8 protein-coding genes are annotated in these 17,900 nt (G+C 40.4%); 2 read left to right on the forward strand and 6 right to left on the reverse strand.

The features are described 5' to 3' along the window. The first annotated feature begins 120 nt into the window (after positions 1-120). Together TERY_RS23885 and TERY_RS23890 are read left to right on the forward strand one after the other, a co-directional pair. Positions 121-1,686, forward strand: a complete 1,566-nt coding sequence (locus TERY_RS23885; RefSeq protein ID WP_011614164.1) for an FAD-dependent oxidoreductase — start codon at positions 121-123, stop codon at positions 1,684-1,686. 300 nt (positions 1,687-1,986) lie between these two features. Then, positions 1,987-3,345 carry a hypothetical protein gene (locus TERY_RS23890; protein WP_011614165.1) on the forward strand — a complete coding sequence of 453 codons (1,359 nt, stop codon included), beginning with the start codon at positions 1,987-1,989 and terminating at the stop codon, positions 3,343-3,345. A gap of 116 nt (positions 3,346-3,461) precedes the next feature. Here TERY_RS23890 and TERY_RS26055 read toward each other — a convergent pair whose 3' ends face one another. The 6 genes from TERY_RS26055 to TERY_RS23925 form a co-directional block, all read right to left on the reverse strand. Beyond that, entirely contained in the window at positions 3,462-8,327 is a 4,866-nt protein-coding gene (locus TERY_RS26055) for a CHAT domain-containing protein (RefSeq protein WP_011614166.1), read from the reverse strand. A 680-nt stretch (positions 8,328-9,007) separates the two neighbouring features. Then, complete coding sequence (locus tag TERY_RS26060) at positions 9,008-13,642, reverse strand: tetratricopeptide repeat protein (RefSeq protein ID WP_011614167.1); 4,635 nt, start codon at positions 13,640-13,642, stop codon at positions 9,008-9,010. Positions 13,643-13,970: 328 nt separating this feature from the next. Next, a complete protein-coding gene (locus tag TERY_RS26065; protein WP_011614168.1) occupies positions 13,971-14,762 on the reverse strand; it encodes a DUF1822 family protein in 792 nt (263 codons plus the stop codon). Beyond that, on the reverse strand, positions 14,762-15,493 hold the full coding sequence (locus TERY_RS23915; RefSeq protein WP_011614169.1) for a hypothetical protein: 732 nt from the start codon (positions 15,491-15,493) through the stop codon (positions 14,762-14,764). The genes TERY_RS26065 and TERY_RS23915 overlap by 1 nt, the downstream gene beginning before the upstream one ends. A 352-nt stretch (positions 15,494-15,845) precedes the next feature. After that, the gene (locus TERY_RS23920) at positions 15,846-16,793 is read right to left on the reverse strand and encodes an ABC transporter permease (RefSeq protein ID WP_011614170.1); all 948 of its coding nucleotides are present in this window, start codon (positions 16,791-16,793) and stop codon (positions 15,846-15,848) included. Between the two features lie 2 nt (positions 16,794-16,795). Further along, entirely contained in the window at positions 16,796-17,701 is a 906-nt protein-coding gene (locus tag TERY_RS23925) for a hypothetical protein (RefSeq protein ID WP_011614171.1), read from the reverse strand. Positions 17,702-17,900 lie beyond the last annotated feature (199 nt).

Below are 17,900 nucleotides of genomic sequence, written 5' to 3' on the forward strand. Positions count from 1 at the left end.
AGGATTATTTACCTGAGTAAAACCTAACCGCAGTTTTGAGGTGAGGTAATATTCTTCCCCTGTGTTCATAGTCATCCTAACTACCCCTATTCCCTCTCAGGAAAAGAGTTAGAGGACTGGGTGAGTTATAAGTTAATCTCTAGTTCCTATCCACAATTAATGACAAAAATCCAAGCTTCTCAAATTGAATATGTCGATGTAGTTATCATCGGTGGTGGAATTGCTGGAATTTCTATTGCCGAATTTCTGGCTCGTCATAGTCGTCTTTCCATCAAGGTATTAGATAGTGCCCCACAATTAGGAACATTTGCTTCGGGTAAATTAGAAGGTTGGTTTCATACTGGGGCACTTTATTCAGGACATGATGATGCTCAAACTTTTATTAATTGTGTGAATAGTCTAGAAGATTTAATCAATTTATATAGTTCCTATTTTTCAGAACAATGTAATATTGATATCACAGAAACAAAACCTAATTTTTTTACTCCCGCAGTTATCCCTAATTCTAAGGGTTGGTTTTATGATAGACCTGTATATTTAATTCATCCTAACAAAAATTCTCCGGAAATTAGTCTCTCTGGTCTCAAAAGCGACTCAGTATATTTAGAAATTCAGCGTAACCGAGTTTTAGGAAGATTAGAAAATGCTTATGGTCAACAACATAATTGGCTTCAAAATGGCTGTTGTTTAGCACCAATTTATGGTCAAATTGAAGGTTATGAAGGATTAAATTGTTCTTTGCGCTCTTCAACAGAAAGTATAGATAATCTTTGTCGTAGGTTTGATCATTATTATGGTCTAAAAAAGTCTAATTATGAAGTTATTAAAACTTTGGATTGTTCCATGAATACTACTGGGATAATGACAACTTTAGTGGCTAGTGCTATGGAGCGAGGGGTGACATTTGAGACCGGGGTTACTGTTGATAAATTGCTCATAGATAGCTATGGTAAAGTTAAAATTAAAAGTATTTTATGCCACAGAGAAAATGGTTTTTCTAAACGTTTAAAAGCAAAATTATTTGTTTTTACTGTGGGAAAGGGTTTTGAATCGTTTTTATCTGATTTACAAATACGGGCAAAGCTTAAACGTAGTCGTAGTGCTATGGTGGTAGCTCAACCTGCTTTAAGTGATACTAATTTTGTGCGGATGTCTACTAAGAAAAAGTTTCATTTTAATCATTTTGTGCATAATTGTGAGATAGGGGCGGAAAAGTTTGTTTATTCTCTTTTAGCTGATTCAAGTTATACTAATGATGACCTGATAAATGAAGAATTTGAAGTAGATATTGAGCCAATTTTGGATTCTGCAGAACAATATTTTGGTAAAGATCAACTTTACAGTCGAAATCTCTTTAGTTATGAGTGTGTCAAAACAGAGTTTATTAGTCAGGAAGAACAAAAACGGCGTTATAGTTATTGGATAGAGTCAAATCCTAATAGTAATTATTTGTGTGTTTTGCCCGGGAAATTTTCTTTTTTTCCCACTGTGGCATTTCAATCTTATCGACGTATTAAAACTCTAATTAATTTTGAGGAATTTGTGGAGAAGTCAACTTTTGTTCCAGATGTTAAAGTTATGGAGGAGGCAAATAAGTTAATTGCTGATTATTATCCAATGAAAGTTATTGTTGAAGCTCAAAATTGTACGGCAATAAATAATAATCTGAATTTGTCGAATTTGTAGGTTGGGTAAAATGAATTCGGTTTGTTTGGCTCAACGAGCTCATAAGTAAGTTGGCCCGTCCTAAAAACTAGGGATAACTAAGGGCAATTATGTAGGTTAGATTCCTGCCCTCCGGGATGAGTCATTGACTTAATTTTATAAAGTATGAAATAAATCTTAATATTTTTGATGTTTAATGCTTATTATTGTATTTTCCTGATGAAGTTAAAATTTTTTACTACTTGTTCTGATTCAGAAAAGTTCAAGTTGAAGAAGTTTAATAGAGTAGGCTAATTTTTTTATCAATACCGATTAACATCTATGAACAAAGCTATTACCATTTCTACTAGTATTTCTACTACTTACATGGTAGAAGGGAAAATTATAGACAAAAAGACGAAAAAGGGAGTTGTCGATCTCCGTGTATTCGTTTATGACAAAGATCCAGGATTGGATGATTTCCTGGGAATTGCTGTCACTGACAAAGAGGGTGTATTCAAGCTTAGTTTTGATGCCTCTCAATTTAGATTCTTTAAAGTATTGGATAGAAATCCGGATTTGTATTTTATTGTTAAGGATGCAGGACATGAATTGCTGAATACAGAGAATAATGTTATTAAGAATGCTTCTGAAAGCACTCCGGCTATCAATCTAGAAGTGGATTTGTCTGGGGATCTATTGCGCGAAGAAGTCAAAGAAGTTGCCGTGGATGGATGGGTTGGAGGATTTGAGCAATCTAACCCAGCTTTTGCTTATCCAAGTCCTGATCTTAGTTCTTTGCCTATTCTAGATAACATGGACAACATTGGAAAACTTGAGCGCGGGCAAAAAATTCTTTGGCCTGAGTTTAGTTGGAAAACTGAACCAGATCAAGAGGATGGAAAACGTTGTTATCGGATGTTTGCTCCTGATATTTCTAGATTAGGATATACCAATGATGGAAGAATTTATTCTATTATATGCCCACAACAAGGATATTCTTCTCCTACACTTGGCTCTTTTAATGTTGAGGTGACCGTGACTGGAAATAGAGGATGGGTTAATGAGGAGACTAGGGAGTTGGCTGCAGACATGGGGGTTGTTGGGAAAATTTGGTTTGGTCCAAGTGGTAAAGATAATAGTTTTGTACAAAGATTAAAAGGTTATTTTGAACGCAAGAACTTGAGTTTCCCACTCAACAAAGATAATGCGATTCAAGTAAAAACACATGTACCTAATGATCCCGGTCAACCAACATTCAAAATTGCTCAAGGATCAAGTACCAGATTCCCAATTCCTGAATTTGCCAAACACGAAGGGATAGCATGGGCTTTGGGTCATATTGAAGTGCAAATTGGAGAGCTCATAGAAACTGGCCAGGAAGAAGTTGACCGATTTAATCGGTTCATCTTGGATATCTTCAATTTAGCATCTGGAAATATGCTTAAAAATGGTAATATCCTTACCTGGAATCTGTGGTTTAATGCGCCTGAATTAGTGGATGTTGATGAATGGCAAGGACATGCAGAGTTGTGGCGTAAATCTCTCCAAGCTGACCATGGTAAGACCCCGGAAGGACCTGGTACTGTCTCTAAATATTATGATGGCACCGAATTCCACCCTATAAAAGAACTATTGCTAGAAGAGCTACCTAAAGTAAAAGCTTTCATTGCGGAATACATAGAAGGTGCTACAAGTTAATAGGTTCACTTACTAAATAAGACAAAGAAGTCTTGATCTGCATGGCTAATTAAGACTTCTTTGTCTAAACTTACGACTAAAACCTAAAACCTAAAACCTAAGACCTAACACACTGACTAACTCAACCCTGCACAAATAAACCCACTCCAATACGCTGGATGCTCAAAGGGGTGTTGTTTTTTACAAGCTGCTTTCAGGTACTTATTCTTAGTATTAAAAATACGCTCATAAATAGCTACAAGTTTTTCCCGCTCCTCCTCTAACTCCTGATATTCCACGGAACTTTTGGTATAACTATCACGTCTGGGTTCTATTTCCTGAAGTTGCTTAGATGTGACTTCTAACTTCTCCCCTAATGCTTTTTCTAATTCCTTTTTATATTTCTTCTTGAGTTCTTTGCCTGTTAGTTCTCGTAACTGTCGTTGTCCTAGTTGCAATGCCAGAGAACGATTTTTTCCTTCTTGGCGCAGTTGGTGATAAAAAATCGAAAATAAACATGTTCCTAAGTCATCTACAGACCACAAACTGCTGATCACACCCCTGGCACCTGCACATAAAAATCCTGTGTTTAATGTTAATACGTCATCGGAGATTTGCACTTGACCTAAGTTGGTCTCACAATAGTCGATGAATACTTCGTCTAGATCTGGGAAACGGAAGGCAGGAGATAATAGTTGCCCTAAGGTAAGTCTGCCGTCCGCTAAGACTAATGCTGATTCCATACAGTTGTCTAGGCGAGATTCGCTGTGATGGGTTGACAATAACCGTTGTACCTGAGATAATAATAGTATGTAACTGTCTATAGTTGCGGCTTCACCTCGCAGGCGTTGGTGTTCTGGGACTCCATACATTTGGGCTATATATTGCGCTTCATAACTGGAACAAGGTAGGTCGTTGTGAGTGTCTTCTACAATGCCTTGTTTGACTTCCCCTTGAATTTCTTCCCGTTGGGTACAAAAGTCTAGAATTTGGCAACTGGCCAGGGTGCGGATACGGAAACGGTCACCTAGATATTTGTTTTCTCCTGACTCTGCTACTGGCATTGCGTTCCAAGGGAGAAAGTGCAAGGATAAATGGGGAATTAATATCAATTCTTCAATGTCTTGAAGATAAGATTTGCATAATTCCTCTAATTTTAACTTCTTACTTACATCCTGTAAAAATTCAGGCATCTGTTGTTGCCATTCTTCCGGGGATGAGAGGTAAGACTCAAACCATTTTTCCCAAATCCAGTTTTGCAGTTCTTTCTCCCCCAACCCGCTGTAAATATGAATTTTAACCCCATCTTGTCGCAATACAAATAAATAGGTATTGTCGGTGATAATATAAAAGCTCAAGATGGCTGTGATGGGCTCCTGGATTAATGCTTGGATTTTTGGAAATTCCAGTGGGGCAACTTGAATGCCCTCTGCTAATACTCGGTCGAAGCTGCGGATTTTTTTATAGACTTCCTGCTTTTGAGTCTCTAATTGGGTAATGCGTTTGTTTCTGGTTTCTGTGGCAACTCGCCCCCTAGTTGCTACCGCTAAATATTTCGGCTCTATTCGACGTTTTCCTTGTTGTTGTTGTTCCCAAAATTGATGAATTTGCTGTTGAATAGCTTCGTGTTCTTTTAAGGGTTCTTCAACTTCTCCTGGTATTTTACTTTGGGAGTAGCGATCGTTACTTGCCATTATATCTACTAGCCGTTTGGAGCGAGAATGCTCTACATATTCTAAGGCTTTTTCTATTTGCTCGCTATTCACGTAAGCTTGTACTATCTTGCGGTAGACATCTATAGACTCTTCGATAATTTCTTGGCGGCGATCATTTTCTTTTGACCAACTCCGGCTGAGTTCCACTGCGGTTATGGCTTTTTTATAGTTGTCGGCGGCGAGTTGCCAGTTTTGGTTGTCGAAATATAGGTTGCCTAGGTTGCGGGTGGTTTGGAGGTGGTCGATAGGATATACTTCTAGGGTGCGCACTTGCAAAGCTTGTTGGTATGCGACAATGGCGGCTTCAATATTTTGGGCTTGGTCTCCCTTTATTCTCTGACTGTAGGCAGAGCCGAGATTATTTTGAGTCGTTGCCCAGTCTATGGGGAAGTCTGTTTGGGTGTACACCAGCAAAGCTTGTTGGTATGCGACAATGGCGGCTTCAATATTTTGGGCTTGGTCTCCCTTTATTCTCTGACTGTAGGCAGAGCCGAGATTATTTTGAGTCGTTGCCCAGTCTATGGGGAAGTCTGTTTGGGTGTACACCAGCAAAGCTTGTTGGTATGCGGCAATGGCGGCTTCAATATTTTGGGCTTGGTCTCCCCTTTTTCTCTGACTGTAGGCAGAGCCGAGATTATTTTGAGTTGCTGCCCAGTCTATGGGGAAGTCTGTTTGGGTGTACACCAGCAAAGCTTGTTGGTATGCGACAATGGCGGCTTCAATATTTTGGGCTTGGTCTCCCTTTATTCTGTCACTGTAGGCAGAGCCGAGATTATTTTGAGTTGCTGCCCAGTCGATGGGGAAGTCTGTTTGGGTGTACACCAGCAAAGCTTGTTGGTATGCGGCAATGGCGGCTTCAATATTTTGGGCTTGGTCTCCCCTTATTCTGTTACTGCAGGCATAGCCAAAATTATTTAGAGTTGCTACCCATTTCATGGGGAAGTCACTTTGGGTGCGCACCAGCAAGGCTTTTTGGAATGCAGCAATGGCGGCTTCAATATTTTCGGCTTGGTCTCCCATTACTCTCTGAGCGTAGGCAGAGCCGAGATTATTTTGAGTTGCTGCCCATTTCATCGGGAAGTCAGTTTGGGTGCGCACCAGCAAGGCTTTTTGGAATGCAGCAATGGCAGCTTCCATATTTTGGGCTTTATCTCCCCTTATTCTCTGAGTGTAGGCAGAGCCGAGATTATTTTGAGTTTGTGCCCATTCCATGGGAAAGTCTGTTTGGGTGTGCACCTGCAAAGCTTGTTTGTATGCAGCAATGGCGGCTTCAATATTTTGGGCTTGGTCTCCCATTATTCTGTCTTTGTGGGCAACGCCGATATTTTGTTGAGTTGCTGCCCATTCTATGGGAAAGTCTGTTTGGGTGTGTACCTGCAAAGCTTGTTTGTATGCAGTAATGGCGGCTTCAATATTTTGGGCTTGGTCTCCCATTATTCTGTCTTTGTAGGCAACGCCGATATTTTGTTGAGTTGCTGCCCATTCTATGGGAAAGTCAGTTTGGGTGTGTACCAGCAAAGCTTGTTCGTATGCAGCAATGGCGGCTTCAATATTTTGGGTTTTGTCTCCCCTTCTTCTGTTTCTGTAAGCAATGCCGAGATTATTTTGAGTTTGTGCCCATTCCATGGGAAAGTCTGTTTGGGTGTGTACCAGCAAGGCTTGTTCGTATGCAGCAATAGCCACTTCAATATTTTGGGCTTTGTCTCCCCTTATTCTGTTTCTGTAGGCAATGCCGAGATTATTTTGAGTTGTTGCCCAGTGGAGGGGAAAGTCAGTTTGGGTGTGTACCAGCAAAGCTTGTTCGTATGCAGCAATAGCCACTTCAATATTTTGGGCTTTGTCTCCCCTTCTTCTTTTACTGTAGGCAACGCCGAGATTATTTTGAGTTTCTGCCCAGTCCATGGGGAAGTCTGTTTGGGTCCGCACCTGCAAAGCTTGTTCGTAGGCAGCAATGGCAGTTTCAATATTTTCGGCTTGGTCTCCTCTTTTTCTCTGAGTGTAGCCAATACCGAGATTATTTTGAGTCATTGCCCAGTCCATGGGGAAGTCTGTTTGGGTCCGCACCAGCAAAGCTTGTTGGAATGCACCAATAGCCGCTTCAATATTTTCGGCTTGGTCTCCCCTTTTTCTCTGAGTATAGGCATAGCCAAGATTATTTTGAGTCATTGCCCAGTCAATGGGGAAGTCAGTTTGGGTATATACCAGCAAAGCTTGTTGGAATGCACCAATAGCCGCTTCAATATTTTCGGCTTTGTCTCCCTTTCTTCTCTGAGTGTAGGCATTGCCGAGATTATTTTGAGTTGTTGCCCAGTCCATGGGGAAGTCTGTTTGGCTGTACACCTGCAAAGCTTTTTGGAATGCACCAATAGCCGCTTCAATATTTTCGGGTTTCTTTCCCCTTATTCTGTTTCTGTAGGCAATGCCGAGATTATTTTGAGTCATTGCCCAGTCCATGGGGAAGTCTGTTTGGGTCCGCACCAGCAAAGCTTGTTGGAATGCACCAACGGCCGCTTCAATATTTTGAGCTTTGTTTCCCTTTCTTCTCTGAGTGTAGGCAATGCCGAGATTATTTTGAGTCATTGCCCAGTCCATGGGGAAGTCTGTTTGGGTCCGCACCAGCAAAGCTTGTTCGTATGCAGCAATAGCGACTTCAATATTTTCGGCTTGGTCTCCCCTTATTCTCTGAGTGTAGTCAATACCGAGATTATTTTGAATAGCCGCCCAACTTTTCCGGTGACTCTTATATGTCAAAACTTTTAGCACTACTTCACAACCGGCAATACTAATTTCCATATTGTTGGCTTTGCTGCCCAGAGGAAATTGCCAGATCAGGTTACTGAACTCACCAATATCTATAGCAATGTCTTTTGCTAGATCCGCCTCCACTTCAGAAAATTTAGCAGTTGCCCAGTTTTGCAATATCTCAGCAAAGTGATCATCAAGTTTATCTAAGTTTTGCTGTAGGAGTGGGTAGACAACTTTCGAGTCACCATTACTTTCTGCAGTTGCCTGCAATACTTCCATCAAAAAGTCTAAATATTCTGCCGATGAGTAATGAGTTGAGGGAGAATATTCTGAAGTTTCTAGTATTTCTGCAAGCTGACTCCTGAGATGGCGTAAAAAATTAGGAGCTGCTGCGAATTGTTGTGCACAAAGTTCCATTGTTTCGAGTAACCCTTCATCTACCAACTCTTGGTTGGCTTCGAGGATTTTTTCTACCTCACCGTTGGGGGAACTTAGCAGTTGCTGGATGAGGTTGATATATGCTTCTCTGGGTTTTTTGTCCATTTTTAGTTATTAGTTGGTTGATATCTTTTCTTAGGTGTTAGGTATTAGGTGTTAGGTATTAGGTGTTAAATTTTCAGCTTTTGTGCATTTAAACCACTAATTCTTGTATACCTCAGTTCAGATAAAAAAACCTTCTCAATTCTAAATTCTCAGACTTGGCCACGGATATCAACATAAGAGAACAGACAAGATAAGTTGATCTCCATCTCCTGATGTCCTATTTTGAGATGGCTTGGGGGTGTTGATGGCCTTCCTAGTCCCAGCTCTCAAGATATTCCTCTTCCCAATAACAATATTTTACACAATTAAACAGCAGAAATTTGCGATCGCTTCCCAGAGTACATTCATTGTTTCCTTTAATTGTTAAATTGATGAATTTGAGCCATGTAAAATTATTAATTATTTGTTCTAATATATTTACGGGTTAAACCGGGGATAGTTTGGCAATATTGCCAAAATTTTTTGTTGAGAATGATAGACCTTGTTAGACTTTTGAGAATTTTGGGGAACAGAAATATTTTTTAGACAGAAAAAGAGGTTTGTAGTTGGGGTTTAGCCCTAATATCCTTAGAGAAACTCAAGTCCAACTACGATCAGAATTAATCTCTGTTGGGTTTCCTGGCCTCAAGCCAACTGAGGACTAAAACCTAAAACCTAAAACCTAAAACCTAACACACTGACTAACTCAACCCTGCACAAATAAACGCACTCCAATACGCCGGATGCTCAAAGGGATGTTCTTTTTTACAAGCTGCTTTCAGGTACTTATTCTTAGTATAAAAAATACGCTCATAAATAGCTACAAGTTTTTCCCGCTCCTCCTCTAACTCCTGATATTCCACGGAACTTTTGGTATAACCATCACGTCTGCGTTCTATTTCCTGAAGTTGCTTATATGCCGGTTCCAACTTTTCATCTAACGAACTTTCTAACTCCTTTTTATATTTCTTCTTGAGTTCTTTGCCCGTTAATTCTCGTAACTGTCGTTGTCCTAGTTGCAATGCCAGAGAACGATTTTTTCCTTCTTGGCGCAGTTGGTGATAAAAAATCGAAAATAAACATGTTCCTAAGTCATCTACAGACCACAAACTGCTGATCACACCCCTGGCACCTGCACATAAAAACCCTGTGTTTAATGTTAACACGTCATCGGAGATTTGCACTCGACCGAAATTGGTCTCACAACAGTCGATGAATACTTCATCTAGATCTGGGAAACGGAAGGCAGGAGATAATAGTTGCCCTAAAGTAAGTCTGCCGTCCGCTAACACTAACGCTGACTCCATACAGTTGTCTATGCGAGATTGAGCGTGATGGGTTGACAATAACCGTTGTACCTGAGATAATAATAGTTTGTAACTGTCTATAGTTGCGGCTTCACCTCGCAGGCGTTGGTGTTCTGGGACTCCATACATTTGGGCTATATATTGCGCTTCATAACTGGAACAAGGTAGGTCGTTGTGAGTGTCTTCCACAATGCCTTGTTTGACTTCCCCTTGAATTTCTTCCCGTTCGGTACAAAAGTCTAGAATTTGGCAACTGGCCAGGGTGCGGATACGGAAACGGTCACCTAGATATTTGTCTTCTCCTGACTCTGCTACTGGCATTGCGTTCCAAGGGAGAAAGTGCAAGGATAAATGGGGAATTAATATCAATTCTTCAATGTCTTGAAGATAAGATTTGCATAATTCCTCTAATTTTAACTTCTTACTTACATCCTGTAAAAATTCAGGCATCTGTTGTTGCCATTCTTCCCGGGATGAGAGGTAAGACCCAAACCATTTTTCCCAAATCCAGTTTTGCAGTTCTTTAAGCCCCAACCCTTCGTAAGTATGAACTTTTACCCCATCTTGTCGCAATACAAATAAATAGGTATCGTCGGTGATAGTATAAAAACTCAATATCGCTGTGGTGGGCTCCTGGATCAATGCTTGAATTTTTGGAAATTCCAGTGGGGCAACTTGAATTCCCTCTGCTAATACCCGGTCGAAGCTGCGGATTTTTTTATAAACTTCCTGCTTTTTGGCTTCTAATTCCCCAATGCGTTTGTTTCTGGCTTCTGTCGCAGCTCGCCCCCTAGTTGCTACAGCTAAATCTTTCGACTCTATTTGACTGCCCTTTTGTTGTTGTTCCCAAAGTTGATTAATTTGCTGTTGAATAGCTTCGTGTTCTTTTAACCGTTCTTCAACTTCTCCTGGCATTTCACCTTGGGAGTAGCGATCGTTACTTGCCATTATGTCTACTAACCGTTTGGAGCGAGAACGCTCTACATATTCTAAGGCTTTTTCTATTTGATCGCTATTCACGTAAGCTTGTACTATCTTGCGGTAGACACCTATAGACTCTTCGATGATTTCTTGGCGACGGTCGTCATCTTTTGACCAACTGCGGCTGAGTTCCACTGCGGTTATGGCTTTTTTATAGTTGTCGGCGGCGAGTTGCCAGTTTTGGTTGTCGAAATATAGGTTGCCTAGGTTGTTGGTGGTTTGGAGGTGGTTGATGGGGTCTGCTTCTAGGGTGCGCACCAGCAAAGCTTGTTCGTATGCAGCAATGGCGGCTTCAATATTTTCGGCTTTGTCTCCCCTTATTCTGTAAATGTAGGCAAGGCCGAGATTATTTTGAGTTTGTGCCCATTCCATGGGGAAGTCAGTTTGGGTGCGCACCAGCAAAGCTTGTTGGTATGCAGCAATGGCAGCTTCAATATTTTCGGCTTTGTCTCCCCTTATTCTGTCACTGTAGGCAATGCCGAGATTATTTTGAGTTTGTGCCCAGTCGATGGGGAAGTCAGTTTGGGTGCGCACCTGCAAAGCTTGTTCGTATGCAGCAATGGCGGCTTCAATATTTGCAGCAATGGCGGCTTCAATATTTTCGGCTTTGTCTCCCCTTATTCTGTCACTGTAGGCAAGGCCGAGATTATTTTGAGCTGCTGCCCAGTTGATGGGGAAGTCAGTTTGGGTGTACACCAGCAAAGCTTGTTGGAATGCAGCAATGGCAGCTTTAATATTTTGGGCTTTGTCTCCCCTTATTCTGTCACTGTAGGCATTGCCGAGATTATTTTGAGTCATTGCCCATTCCATGGGGAAGTCAGTTTGGGTGCGCACCAGCAAAGCTTGTTGGTATGCAGCAATGGCAGCTTCAATATTTTCGGCTTTGTCTCCCCTTATTCTGTCACTGTAGGCAATGCCGAGATTATTTTGAGTTCTTGCCCAGTTGATGGGGAAGTCAGTTTGGGTGTACACCAGCAAAGCTTGTTGGTATGCAGCAATGGCAGCTTCAATATTTTCGGCTTTGTCTCCCCTTATTCTGTCTCTGTAGGCAATGCCGAGATTATTTTGAGTATTTGCCCAGTCCATGGGGAAGTCAGTTTGGGTGCGCACCAGCAAAGCTTGTTGGAATGCAGCAATGGCAGCTTCAATATTTTCGGCTTGGTCTCCCTTTATTCTGTTACCGTAGGCAGAGCCGAGATTATTTTGAGTATTTGCCCAGTCCATGGGGAAGTCAGTTTGGGTGCGCACCAGCAAAGCTTGTTGGCATGCAGCAATGGCGGCTTCAATATTTTCGGCTTTGTCTCCCCTTATTCTGTTTCTGTAGGCAGCGCCGAGATTATTTTGAGTCATTGCCCAGTCCATGGGGAAGTCAGTTTGGGTGTACACCAGCAAAGCTTGTTGGTATGCAGCAATGGCGGCTTCAATATTTTCGGCTTTGTCTCCCCTTATTCTGTCACTGTAGGCAATGCCGAGATTATTTTGAGTCATTGCCCAGTTGATGGGGAAGTCAGTTTGGGTGTACACCAGCAAAGCTTGTTGGAATGCAGCAATGGCGGCTTCAATATTTTCGGCTTTGTCTCCCCTTATTCTGTCTCTGTAGGCAGCGCCGAGATTATTTTGAGTCATTGCCCAGTCCATGGGGAAGTCAGTTTGGGTGTACACCAGCAAAGCTTGTTGGCATGCAGCAATGGCAGCTTCAATATTTTCGGCTTTTTCTCCCCTTATTCTGTCACTGTAGGCAGCGCCGAGATTATTTTGAGTCATTGCCCAGTCGATGGGGAAGTCAGTTTGGGTGAACACCAGCAAAGCTTGTTGGTATGCAGCAATGGCGGCTTCAATATTTTCGGCTTTGTCTCCCCTTATTCTGTAAAAGTAGGCACCGCCGAGATTATTTTGAGTCATTGCCCAGTCGATGGGGAAGTCAGTTTGGGTGTACACCAGCAAAGCTTGTTGGCATGCAGCAATGGCGGCTTCAATATTTTCGGCTTTGTCTCCCCTTATTCTGTTTCTGTAGGCAGCGCCGAGATTATTTTGAGTCATTGCCCAGTCCATGGGGAAGTCAGTTTGGGTGTACACCAGCAAAGCTTGTTGGTATGCAGCAATGGCGGCTTCAATATTTTCGGCTTTGTCTCCCCTTATTCTGTAAAAGTAGGCACCGCCGAGATTATTTTGAGTCATTGCCCAGTTGATGGGGAAGTCAGTTTGGGTGTACACCAGCAAAGCTTGTTGGAATGCAGCAATGGCGGCTTCAATATTTTCGGCTTTGTCTCCCCTTATTCTGTTTCTGTAGGCAATGCCGAGATTATTTTGAGTTCCTGCCCAGTCCATGGGGAAGTCTGTTTGGGTGCGCACCAGCAAAGCTTGTTGGTATGCAGCAATGGCAGCTTCAATATTTTCCGCTTTGTCTCCCCTTATTCTGTCTCTGTAGGCAGCGCCGAGATTATTTTGAATAGTTGCCCAATTTTCCCGGTGACTCTTATGTGTAAAAACCTTTAGCACTACTTCATAACCTGCAATGCTAATTTCCATGTTGTTTGCTTGGCTGCCCAGAGGAAATTGCTGAATGAGGTTACTTAACTCACCAACACACATAGCAATGTATTCTGCTACACCCGCCTCCGCTTCAGAAAATTTAGCAGTTGCCCAGTTTCGCAATATATCAGCAAAGTTATCATCAAGTTTATCTAAGTTTTGCTGCAGGAATGGGTAGACAACCTTCGAGTCACCTTTGCTTTCTGCAGTTGCCTCCAATACCTCTTCTAAGAAATTAAAATATTCTGCCGATGAGTAATGAGTTGAGGGAGAATATTCTGAAATTTCTAGTAACTCTACAAGCTGACTCCTGAGATGACGTAAAAAATTAGCAGCGTTTTGAGCATTTTCGTCATCGTTTTCTGCCAGTTGTTGTGCGTAAAGTTCCATTATTTCCAGTAACCCTTCATCTACCAACTCTTGGTTGGCTTCGAGGATTTTTTCTACCTCACCGCTGGGGGAATTTAGCAGTTGGTTAATGAGGTTGACGTATGCTTCTATGCGTTTGTTGTCCATTTTTAGTTATTAGTTAGTTGATATATTTTGTTGGATATTAGCCATTAGGTATTAGGTATTAAGTTTTAAGCCTTTGTGCATTTAAACCACTAATTCTTGTATACCTCAGTTCAGATAAAAAAACCTTCTCAATTCTAAATTTTCATACTTAGCCACCGACATAAAAATTAGAGAATTTTATACCCATCTCCTTCTGTCCCATTTTGAAATAGCTTGGGGGTGTTGATGGCTTTCCCAGTAGTAGCCCTCAAGACATTCCCCCTCGCAACAAAAACATTTTACAAAATAAACATTTGAGAGCAATAAAATCCAACTTTTAAAGTTTGACTTATTCCCCCTCCCAAATTTTCACCAACTTATTAATCAAATCTTCTGCCAAGTCACTCAACTTAACATCCCTATCCTGAACATCATCCTCCTTGAGATTTGCCATAAAATTACTAGCTAATTCTTCTTTCTCATCATCCAAATATGTCACAAACAAACTCTTAGTAGCAGCTCGCCACTCATAACTTTTTTTAGTCCGATATATCCACTCCAACTGAGCAATAATATTAGTAAAATTATCCATCGCCAACCTATCTTTAACCCTAGAAAAAACCGGGTCAACCTCAGCAGAAAAAGCAGAATTAGCAGACTCTAAACGTTGTAAACATTCAAACAAAACCTCTATATGTTCCAACTCATCAACCTCCAACTCTTCCGGCATTTCCTCCGGATCATCCATAGGCAAAAACCCCAATATTTCCCCAAATTGTAAACTCTGATCTAACCGAACCAAAATATAACCAATTCTATCCTCAAAAACCTCTAGGGGCAACTCTATTTTATCCTGTTCAGGTAATACAAAACGACATTCCAACTTACCTCGATCAACAACAACCAAATCCGCCACATTCTGATAAAAACGGATTGCCGGATTCCAAAAATCAGAAGCCTCCAAATCAGTTTTAATATCCATCATTTTCAGGAAATTATCTACAGCATAAACCACCAAAGTATTCAGATAAACTTGAGTCTTTTTTTCCGAATTAGGTTGTTGAGCCGCAAACTTTTGAGCAGAACTATGAGCCTCCATAGGGATAGGAATATTAATAGCATCATTATCTGTAATAGTCATTATTTTTCTCCTGAAAGTTCTTGATAAATTTTCCGCAAAAGTGGTTTACACTTTCTGTTCCAATGAGCCGTCAAAGTTCCCAGAGGTACCTTTAATTCTTCCGCAATATCCTTCTGTATTTGGGGAGGATCCATGAAGAAATTCCGTCGAGCAATTTCCCCACAAGTACATTGAGGATATTTTTTAGGATGACAACCCAACTTTTGAACTTCTGCTGATAGTTTATCCCCAAAATCTTGTTGACTTAAACTTTCCATCGGTTCCGGAAAATTACCAGCAATAACATCTTCTAAAGTAGGTATATTTAAATCATTATTCCCACCATAAATGGGTGCATCAAGAGAAGCTTCCCTCTGAGCTTTTTGCTTATATTCCTGATATAAATCAAGAATTCTGTATCTAAGACCCAAACCATAATTATTCTTTCTATAATTAATCCATAATCTCAAACTATGTAAGAAATTTTTTCCCCTTTTTGGGTCAAACTCCTGACATATTCTTTGAGACAATTCTAACTGAATCTCTTGTAACAAATCTGGGTACTTTGGGTGTTGAGATGTAGCAAGTATTTTAGACTTTAAAATTCCGGTCCATAAAACATCAAAAGCTCTATGCCATTCCTGGCTTCCTGGAGTTTCCCCACAGAAATTAGCGATCGCTCCACAGAGTAAATCATTATCAGCCATTTCATTATAAACTTGAGTTAGAGAGACATATTTTGATATTACCATTTAATTAATTCCAACTGTACCATAAAAAATCTTAATTTTTCCTAAAAATAGTCAGTATTCTTGAAGTACAAAACCCCACAAAATAATCTCATTTATCAAAAAGTTTTCAACTTAAAAAACCAGTAATTAACCCACCCCCATCACCTCCCAAGAGAAGAGTAAAAATCATCAGTTAAGTTGATGCACAAAACCCCAGAAAATAACATCATTTATCAAAAAGTACCAGTTCCCAACATAGTCAAATAAATCCTTCCCAGAAAAGACACCCGCACTTGAGAAATTGCCCTATCAACCCTGAATTTTAGGCAGAAAAACCAAAACCAGAAAACAAAAAATAATACCAAAACCAACCTCAACTTGATGGTTTTCCAGATATAGACAACTGCTCATAATAAACATCATCAAAATAAACATTAATAGGCACAAACGTAACCTTACTTGTAAAATTTTGATTATGGTAATTAACCGCCGCCTCATAATTTTTACAAGCATGAGTAAAATGATATTTTTCCTGATAAAAAATCCTCTTGTATCTGCGCAACTTATATTGCCGACGTAAATAGTTAATTCTAAACCAAAAAAAAGCAAAAGCATTTTGATAGCGATCGTAACCATAAACCACACCAGCATCAGTCACATAAGCCAAAATTCCCATCGCCAACAACAAAATTATTTCATACAACTCAGGAGGCCACTCCTCCCCAGTATAGAGAGCAACAGAAGTACCAAGCAACATCGCCGGAGTTACCCAAACAATAGTATTAGCCAGCCTTTGCCAAAGTATAACTTCATCACGAGAAGAAGGAGACATTTGAGCCGAAAACAACTGAGAACAAACCCCCAACTCAAACAAAACAATAACAAAAGGCAACAATATAGCCGCAACAGTAACAGCAAAAGACCCTGGAGGAAATGCCTGGGACGCCAAATATTCCACAGGTTGTTTAATTAAAACAAAATTGATCACCAAAACAGCAATAAAAAACGACAGCATAAAAAAATAACCAAGAGTTGTCCTAATACCCTTCCTCAAAAACTCCGGATATTCTTGTTTCAACCGTGCCAACTCATTCTCAGTTTCTAACTTTCTTTCTCGAGTTTCCCCTGCCTTATAAAAATGCTTAAACCTCAACGACGCAAGCTGACGGATATGATCAAGCGATCGCCTCTCATCTATTTCCCTGTTAGGCCTTTCCCTCTCATCCTCATCTTGTTGTTTCCACCCTGCTAACTTTTTATAGTAGTCTTCTTTTGCCGACTGAAAATTTTGACCTTCCTCACCCAAAGACGAATTATGCATACTCAATTTTCTCCCTTATTCACCTGAGTAACCAAATACCGAAAAGCAGCAGGTACAGACTCAAAAGCCTTGTGCTCAATATTTTCAAATATCCCCTTACCTCCCGCGCCATTTACTAACAAAACCTCAGCATTACTCTTAAACTCCACAGGTTGAACGCCAACATTATCCAAACCATCAGTAATAAAAACAGCAAACTTTTGAGGTGTTTGTCTCCAAGTCAGATCACTTTCCCCTAAAAATAACTTAGCACGGTTAATTCCTCCTTGAATATCACTACTCCCACAATTAACAGGACGTGCTAAAATAGGTTTAACTTGAGTTGTGAGAAACTCATTAATTTTTTCCTCACTCTGACTGTGCCACTCTTGCACCGAATTATTATGATCAGCCAAAATTTGCAGATCATTTTGACGTAGAGTTTTATATTTAACTAACTCTTGTTTATACTGATCCTTTTCCTTCCTATATGTAAAAGCATTACCTTTATTTTTTGGTTCAACAGGTGGAACTGGATGATGAAAAACCACTTTTTCCAACAAAGGTTGTTGTTCCACCCTAACCCTTTCTAGGGGGCGGTTACTGTCATCACAAAAATTTCCTACTGCTAGCTCCCCACCATTAATTTTTAATAGCCGCAAAGATGACTGAACATCTTGGGTTTTTGGTCCTTCGATGCGACTCCAGTCAGCACTAACCGTCTTATCTATTAGAATGACCACTTTAACCGGAGTTGACCGGGCTTGGTTTTGCAAAGCATTTTTGACTTCTGGTAAAGGTTCAGATATAATAGGAGATGTAGTCTTAATAGAAGTTTTGCCATCAACTTTTCCGGCACAGCTTGCTATGGATAAAATAGTTGATATAATAATCAGAATACCATATATTTTAAGAATAGTTACAATCATTGTTTTTTAGCTCAAAGTGTTGATCCTTAAGTTGATAAATTTGCCTGATGTCAAACCGTAAATTATCTGTTCTATTTATTTAACAGCTTGAAAAAGAACTAACTTTGCAAACTTCAAAAAAAATTTAGCTGAAAATTCTGCCATGACTGCAAATTATCTGTTCTATTTATTTAACAGCTTGAAAAAGAACTGACTTGGC

Origin of the sequence: Trichodesmium erythraeum IMS101, assembly GCF_000014265.1 — a bacterium.
Lineage (GTDB): Bacteria > Cyanobacteriota > Cyanobacteriia > Cyanobacteriales > Microcoleaceae > Trichodesmium > Trichodesmium erythraeum.